At 60.3% G+C, this 6,787-nt stretch carries 6 protein-coding genes and 1 pseudogene; all 7 read left to right on the top strand.

From position 1 onward, the window contains the following. Positions 1 to 321: pseudogene (locus AB5Y85_RS01050) on the top strand (phosphate ABC transporter, permease protein PstA); the annotation flags it as partial. A gap of 133 nt (positions 322 to 454) precedes the next feature. Next, positions 455 to 1,273 (top strand): phosphate ABC transporter ATP-binding protein PstB, encoded by an 819-nt coding sequence (gene pstB, locus AB5Y85_RS01045; protein WP_064338281.1) that lies wholly within the window; start codon positions 455 to 457, stop codon positions 1,271 to 1,273. Between the two features lie 84 nt (positions 1,274 to 1,357). Then, entirely contained in the window at positions 1,358 to 2,068 is a 711-nt protein-coding gene (gene phoU, locus AB5Y85_RS01040; protein ID WP_005334097.1) for a phosphate signaling complex protein PhoU, read from the top strand. A 190-nt stretch (positions 2,069 to 2,258) separates the two neighbouring features. After that, a complete protein-coding gene (locus AB5Y85_RS01035) occupies positions 2,259 to 3,578 on the top strand; it encodes a hemolysin family protein (RefSeq protein ID WP_005334094.1) in 1,320 nt (439 codons plus the stop codon). Positions 3,579 to 3,597: 19 nt separating this feature from the next. Continuing rightward, on the top strand, positions 3,598 to 4,140 hold the full coding sequence (locus AB5Y85_RS01030) for a hypothetical protein (protein ID WP_164979981.1): 543 nt from the start codon (positions 3,598 to 3,600) through the stop codon (positions 4,138 to 4,140). Between the two features lie 293 nt (positions 4,141 to 4,433). Beyond that, entirely contained in the window at positions 4,434 to 5,336 is a 903-nt protein-coding gene (locus tag AB5Y85_RS01025) for a homocysteine S-methyltransferase family protein (RefSeq protein ID WP_257687750.1), read from the top strand. Between the two features lie 9 nt (positions 5,337 to 5,345). Then, a complete protein-coding gene (locus tag AB5Y85_RS01020) occupies positions 5,346 to 6,761 on the top strand; it encodes a basic amino acid/polyamine antiporter (RefSeq protein WP_368166888.1) in 1,416 nt (471 codons plus the stop codon). Positions 6,762 to 6,787 lie beyond the last annotated feature (26 nt).

The following is a 6,787-nucleotide window of genomic DNA, read 5'->3' as shown; positions in this document are numbered from 1 at the left end:
CCGGCCATCATGACCGGCCTTATTCTGGCGATTGCCCGTGCAGCCGGTGAAGTGGCGCCACTGATGCTGGTGGGGGTGGTGAAACTGGCACCGACCCTGCCGATGGATGGCAACTTCCCGTATCTGCATGTGGAGCGCAAGTTCATGCACCTGGGCTTCCACATCTATGACGTCGGCTTCCAGAGCCCCAACGTCGAGGCGGCCCGCCCGCTGGTCTACGCCACCTCCTTCCTGCTGGTGACGGTGATCGTGGGTCTGAACCTGACCGCTATCGGTATTCGTAACCACTTGCGCGAGAAATTCCGGTCGCTGGAGCATTAATCCGGCGCCGCTTGAGTGATACAAGAGTGAGATAACAGAGGGGCGGCCGAGCGCGAGCCGCCATCTCTCTGCACCAATACGTGAGGGGCGCCGGCAGCTGTCCGGCCACTCCAGATAGATTTTGAGGTAACAGATGATCAACGTAACGACCACGTCTACCCAGCACACCGCGCTGGACCTGCTCAACCTGACTCCGGAGCAGACCGCGCTGGAGGTGAAGGATCTCAACCTGTACTACGGCAGCAAGCAGGCGTTGTTCAACGTCAACATGAAGATCCCCAAAGGGCAGGTGACCGCCTTTATCGGCCCGTCAGGCTGTGGCAAATCGACCCTGCTGCGCTGCATCAACCGGATGAACGATCTGGTGGAGATCTGCCGCATCGAGGGGGAAATCCAGCTGCACGGCCACAACATCTATGACAAGAACGTCGATGTTTCCGCCCTGCGCCGTCAGGTGGGCATGGTGTTCCAGCGCCCGAACCCGTTCCCCAAGTCCATCTACGAGAACGTGGTCTATGGTCTGCGCCTGCAGGGGATCAACGATCGTCGCACTCTGGATGAAGCGGCAGAGCGCTCCTTGCGTGGTGCGGCCCTGTGGGACGAGGTGAAGGATCGTCTGCACGACAACGCCTTCGGTCTCTCCGGTGGTCAGCAGCAGCGTCTGGTGATTGCCCGTGCCATCGCCATCGAGCCGGAAGTGTTGCTGCTCGATGAACCGACCTCGGCGCTCGACCCCATCTCCACCCTCACCATCGAGGAGCTGATCAACGAGCTCAAGAGCCAGTTCACCGTAGTGATCGTGACCCACAACATGCAGCAGGCGGCGCGGGTCTCGGATCAGACTGCCTTCATGTACATGGGGGAGCTGATTGAGTACTCTGATACCAACACTATCTTCACCACCCCGGCCAAGAAGAAGACCGAAGACTACATCACCGGTCGCTACGGTTAAGGAGAGGAGAGGATGAACCACCACAAACAGATTGGCAGTCAATTCAACGGCTAAGGCATAATCGGAGCATCAAGGATTATTTGTATGGACAATATGAACCTCAATAAACACATCTCCGGTCAGTTCAATGCCGAGCTAGAGAGCGTGCGCAACCAGGTGCTGGTGATGGGCGGTCTGGTGGAGCAGCAGCTCACCGACGCCATCGCGGCGATCCACGATCAGGATCTCGATGCGGCGCGCAAGATCGTGGCCAACGACCACAAGGTCAACGCGATGGAAGTGGCGATCGACGAGGAGTGCACCCGCATCATCGCCAAGCGTCAGCCGACCGCCTCCGACCTGCGCCTGGTGATGGCCATCATCAAGACCATCACCGATCTGGAGCGCATTGGCGACGTGGCCGACAAGATCGCCCGCATGCTGACCGACAACGCCAACAAGCCGCAGCCGCCGTTGGTGTCGCTGGAGAACATGGGCCGTCGCACCATCAAGATGCTGCACGATGTGCTCGACGCCTTCGCCCGCATGGATCTGGATGCGGCGCTGGCGGTCTACAAGGAAGATGACAAGGTAGACCGCGAGTACGAGTCCATCATCCGCGAGCTGATGACCTATATGATGGAAGATCCCCGCACCATCCCCCAGGTGCTCAACGTGCTGTGGGCGGCGCGTGCCATCGAGCGGGTCGGCGATCGCTGCCAGCACATCTGCGAGTACATCGTCTACTACGTGAAAGGCAAGGATGTGCGCCACACCAAGGCGGATGATCTGGGCACCTTGCTGGGCAAGGGCTAACCGGAAGTGAATAAAAAGGCGCGTGAAGCGCCTTTTTTGTTGCATAACTGGTCGGAGTAAGATAAAGCCCCCAACTGGCTGTTTTCTGATAGAATACTCCCCCTGTGTGAGTCCCGGATGGGCTCACGGTCCGGTCTCCCGGGCCCAGTTTGCCGTCTTGTGCTAAGGCGGGTGTAGCAATAGGTTAATCATGAGTTTTGCCGATAGTTTGTTCTTTTTAATGCTGCTGGTTGGCGGCAGTGTGTTCTTCTCCCTCTCCGAGATCTCTCTCGCCGCGTCTCGCAAAATCAAATTGCAGGTGATGGCGGATGAAGGTAATCGCCAGGCCGAAAAGGTGCTGGCCCTGCAGGCCCAGCCGGGCAACTTTTTCACCGTGGTGCAGATTGGCCTCAATACCGTCGCCATTCTGGGCGGTATCCTGGGTGAGTCTGCCCTCAACCCCGCCATCAAGGGGATTGTCTCCCAGTTCTACCAGGGCCCCTGGCTTGGCGAGATCAGCTCCGGTGCCTCCTTCGTGTTCGTCACCGGCATGTTTATCCTGATCGCCGACCTGATGCCCAAGCGTCTGGCCATGACCATGCCCGAGCAGATTGCCGTGGTGGTGGTACGCCCCATGCTCTTCTTCGTCACCGTGTTGATGCCGCTGGTGTGGGTCTTCAACGGATTGGCGAACTCCCTGTTCCGTCTGATGCGTGTCTCCACGGTGCGCAACGACGAGATCACCTCCGACGATATCTATGCGGTGATGGATGCCGGTGCCGAGGCGGGGGTTATCCAGCGTGAGGAGCATCAGCTCATCGAGAACGTGTTCGAGTTGCAGTCCCTTGGTGTCACCTCTGCCATGACGGCCCGCGAGAGCCTCATCTACTTCACCCTGCAAGAGAGTGAAGAGAGCATCAAGGCGAAGATCGCCGAGCATCCCCACAACAAGTTTCTGGTCTGTGACCACAACCTCGACAGCATCAAGGGCTTTGTCGATGCCAAAGAGCTGCTGATCCGCGTTATCGGCGGCCAGAGCATCGACCTGATCGGTGGCAACCTGGTGCAGAACGTCATCATCATCCCCGATACCTTGAACCTCTATGAGGCGATGGAGTACTTCAAGAATCATCGTGGCGACTTTGCCGTGGTGATGAACGAGTACGCGCTGGTGGTGGGGATTGTCACCATGAACGACCTGATGAGTACCGTCATGGGCGAGTGGGCCACCCACGTGGTGGAAGAGCAGATCGTCCAGCGCGACGAGAACTCCTGGCTGGTGGACGGGGTCACCCCCATCTCCGACGTGATGCGCGCCTTCGATATCGAAGAGTTCCCCGAGAACCAGAACTACGAGACCATCGCCGGCTTTATCATGTACATGCTGCGCAAGATCCCCAAGCGCACTGACTCGGTCAAATACGCCGGTTACAAGTTCGAAGTGGTCGATATCGACAGTTACAAGATTGATCAGCTGCTGGTTACCCGGGTCGAACCGGCTGTGGCCGAGAAGCCAGCTCAGGAATCGTAAAAGGAGCGACATAAGAGTCATGAAGATGCAGTCTCATTCCCGTGCGCTGGCCTGTGTCGCGCTCGCCCTGGCACTGGGTGCCTGTAGTCAGAGTGCGCCGCGCAAAGCCACAGTGGTAGCCAAGCCGGTAACCCCCAAGCCTGCCGTGGTCGTGCCGCAGCCGGATCCCGATGCGGTGGTGCAAAGCGGCATTGCCGAGCCGAGCCCGGTCTTTGACGAGCAGTACCACGGCCCGGATCAGGGCTCGCTGGAGTCGGTGACCGCCCTGTTTGCCCGTGGTTACATCGAGTCGGCCATGCGCGAGACCATGCTGGCGGCGGTGCACAACGACTATCCGCTGCTCGGCATGCGGGATGTGCGGTTGACCGATCCGGTCTCCAAATTCCTCACCTCCGAGCATGCGGCCACCACGGCCCATGACTACCTCTATGCCGGCGTACAGCGTCGCCTCGGTCGTCCGCTCAGCCCTGCCCAGTGGGAGCAGATCTGGCGCGGTTTGCCGCAGCAGGGTCGGGTCTCCGACTGGGTCAAACAGATCAAGCGAGTGCTGGCTGGGCGTTAAGTCGCCAGCAGATCAAGATAGTGATGAGGCCACCTTCGGGTGGCCTCTTGCATTTCTGCGTTTGCCTCGCCGTTTGCACGCTGATTTCTACTGATACTGATTGCCGCCCGTGGCACTTTGTTTTATCTTGCTTTGGCCATCTAAACATCCATATGTTTTTATGTCTGCATAATAAAAGGGCTTCCCAGGATGAAGCTGGACGATCTGCAGCGATTCGATGCGAAACCGCAGAGCAACAAAACAAACAGATAAATACGCAAATAAACAACGCACATAACAAAGAGACACGACAGATGGAAACCAGGGAATTGTGGGTGCTGGATGGGGGCATGGGGCGCGAGTTGGCACGGCGGGGGGCACCGTTTCGTCAACCCGAGTGGTCGGCGCTGGCCTTGATGGAGGCGCCAGAGACGGTGCGTGATGTGCATCAGGCCTATGTGGCGAGCGGGGCCAGGGTCATTACTACCAACAGCTATGCGCTGGTGCCGTTTCATATCGGCGATGAGCGTTTCTTTGCCGACGGGGAGGGGTTGGCAGCGCTGGCTGGTCAGCTGGCCCGAGAGGTGGCTGACGAGCAGAAGGGCGCCGTGCAGGTGGCGGGTTCTCTGCCACCGCTCTTTGGCTCCTACCGTGCCGACCTGTTCAAGGCGGACCGGGTGAGCGAGCTGGCGACGCCGCTTATCCGGGCGCTATCCCCTTATGTGGATATCTGGCTGGCCGAGACCATGAGCCTGATTGCCGAGCCACTGGCCCTGAAAGCGCTGCTGCCGAAAGATGGCAAGCCGTTCTGGGTTTCCTTCACGCTGGAAGATGAGGCGCTGGGCAATGAGCCGACACTGCGCTCCGGCGAGCAGGTGGCTGATGCGGTGACCGCGCTGGTGGCGGCCGGGGTCGATGCCATCCTGTTCAACTGCTGTCAGCCTGAGGTGATTGAGGGGGCCCTCGAGGTGGCCAGCGCCCGATTGCAGGCGCTGGGCCGCGCTGACATTCGCCTCGGTGCCTATGCCAACGCCTTCCCGCCGCAACCCAAGGAGGCCACCGCCAATGATGGGCTGGACGAGATCCGCGCCGATCTGGGGCCGCTGGATTACCTTGGCTGGGCCGAGCGCTGGCGCGCAGCTGGTGCGAACTTGATCGGCGGTTGCTGCGGCATCGGCCCCGAGCATATTCAGGCGCTGAGCAGCCGGTTGCGCTAAGGAGCTTCCATGAAAGAGAGCAAGATTGGGCTCTGGTCCCTCACCGCGCTGGTGTTCAGTTCCATGGTGGGGGCGGGGATTTTTAGCCTGCCCCAGAACATGGCCGAGGTGGCAGGCGCCCGCGCCGTGCTGATCGGCTGGGGCGTGACGGGGGTGGGTATCCTGGCGCTCGCCATGAGTTTTCTCTATCTGTCGCGGTTAAGGCCGGATCTCGACGGCGGTATCTACAGCTACGCCCGCGCCGGTTTTGGCGAGCTGGTGGGATTCTTCTCCGCCTGGGGTTATTGGCTCTGTGCCACCATCGGCGTGGTGGGTTATCTGGTGATCGCCTTTGCGGCGCTGGGCAGCTTTGTCGATACCCCGGAGCAGATCTGGTTTGGTGAGGGAAACACGCTGGCAGCGTTTGTCGGCGAGTCCTGCATCCTCTGGGCGGTGCATCTGCTGGTGGCCCGTGGCGTGCAGCAGGCGGCGCTGTTCAATCTGGTGGCGACTCTGGCCAAGAGCCTGCCACTGCTGCTGTTTATTCTGTTTGCTTGCTACTGGTTCGACCCTGTTACCTTCGCGGCGGATCAGCAGGGCAGCACTCTGGCTGTGCCGGTCTCCGAGCAGGTGCGCAACACCATGCTGATCACCCTCTGGGTCTTCACCGGTATCGAGGGGGCCGCGGTGTTGTCGGCCCGCGCCCGAAACCGGCGGGATGTGGGCACCGCCACCGTACTGGGGGTCGTGTTGGCACTGCTGCTCTATGTGCTTATCTCGGTGCTGGCGCTGGGGATATTGAGTCGGCCCGAGCTCGCAGCGCTGCCCAACCCCTCCATGGCAGGGCTGATGGCCCAGATGACCGGCTCCTGGGGCAAGCTGCTCATCAGCGTCGGCCTTATCGTCTCGGTGCTTGCCTCCTACGTGAGCTGGACCCTCTTCTCGGCGGAGGTGCCGTTCAGCGCAGCCCGCCACGGCGCGTTTCCCGCCATCTTCCGGCGCCAGAACCGCAATGGGACGCCTATCGCATCGCTCTGGCTCACCAGCCTGACGGTGCAGACTTGCCTGCTGCTGGTGTGGCTGCTCGGCAAGGGCTACACCAGCCTGCTGCTTATCTCTACCTCGATGATTTTGGTGCCCTACCTGCTGATCGGTCTGTTCTTGCTCAAGCTCTCGTTCAGCAAGAAGGGTGAGGGCGGGCAGGGCCGCGGTCTGATGCGGGCGGTGGCGCTGGTGTCGAGCGGTTACGGCTTCTGGCTGCTCTATGCCGCCGGGGTGGAGTATCTGCTGCTGTCGTTGTTGCTCTACGGGCCGGGTCTGCTGCTGTTTCTCTACAGCCGCCGTCAGCTGGGCGCAGATCTTTGCCTGAGCGGTCGCGAGCGGCTGTTGGCCGGAGTGACCTTGCTGAGCCTGATTCCCGCCGTCTGGTCGTTCGCCCATCTGTGACATCGAAGATGTGACTGACCATAAAA

Origin of the sequence: Aeromonas sp. R3-1, assembly GCF_040908345.1 — a bacterium.
Classification (GTDB): domain Bacteria; phylum Pseudomonadota; class Gammaproteobacteria; order Enterobacterales; family Aeromonadaceae; genus Aeromonas; species Aeromonas veronii.
The sequence above is the reverse complement of the archived record's forward strand: the minus strand, read 5'-3'. Positions and strand labels throughout refer to the sequence as shown.

What these genes read in the sequence shown, in the direction of transcription:
- AB5Y85_RS01020 (WP_368166888.1), top strand. Translation starts at nt 5,346, where the DNA reads ATGAAAGAGAGCAAGATTGGGCTCTGGTCCCTCACCGCGCTGGTGTTC.
- AB5Y85_RS01030 (WP_164979981.1), top strand. Translation starts at nt 3,598, where the DNA reads ATGAAGATGCAGTCTCATTCCCGTGCGCTGGCCTGTGTCGCGCTCGCC.
- pstB (WP_064338281.1), top strand. Translation starts at nt 455, where the DNA reads ATGATCAACGTAACGACCACGTCTACCCAGCACACCGCGCTGGACCTG.
- AB5Y85_RS01025 (WP_257687750.1), top strand. Translation starts at nt 4,434, where the DNA reads ATGGAAACCAGGGAATTGTGGGTGCTGGATGGGGGCATGGGGCGCGAG.
- phoU (WP_005334097.1), top strand. Translation starts at nt 1,358, where the DNA reads ATGGACAATATGAACCTCAATAAACACATCTCCGGTCAGTTCAATGCC.
- AB5Y85_RS01035 (WP_005334094.1), top strand. Translation starts at nt 2,259, where the DNA reads ATGAGTTTTGCCGATAGTTTGTTCTTTTTAATGCTGCTGGTTGGCGGC.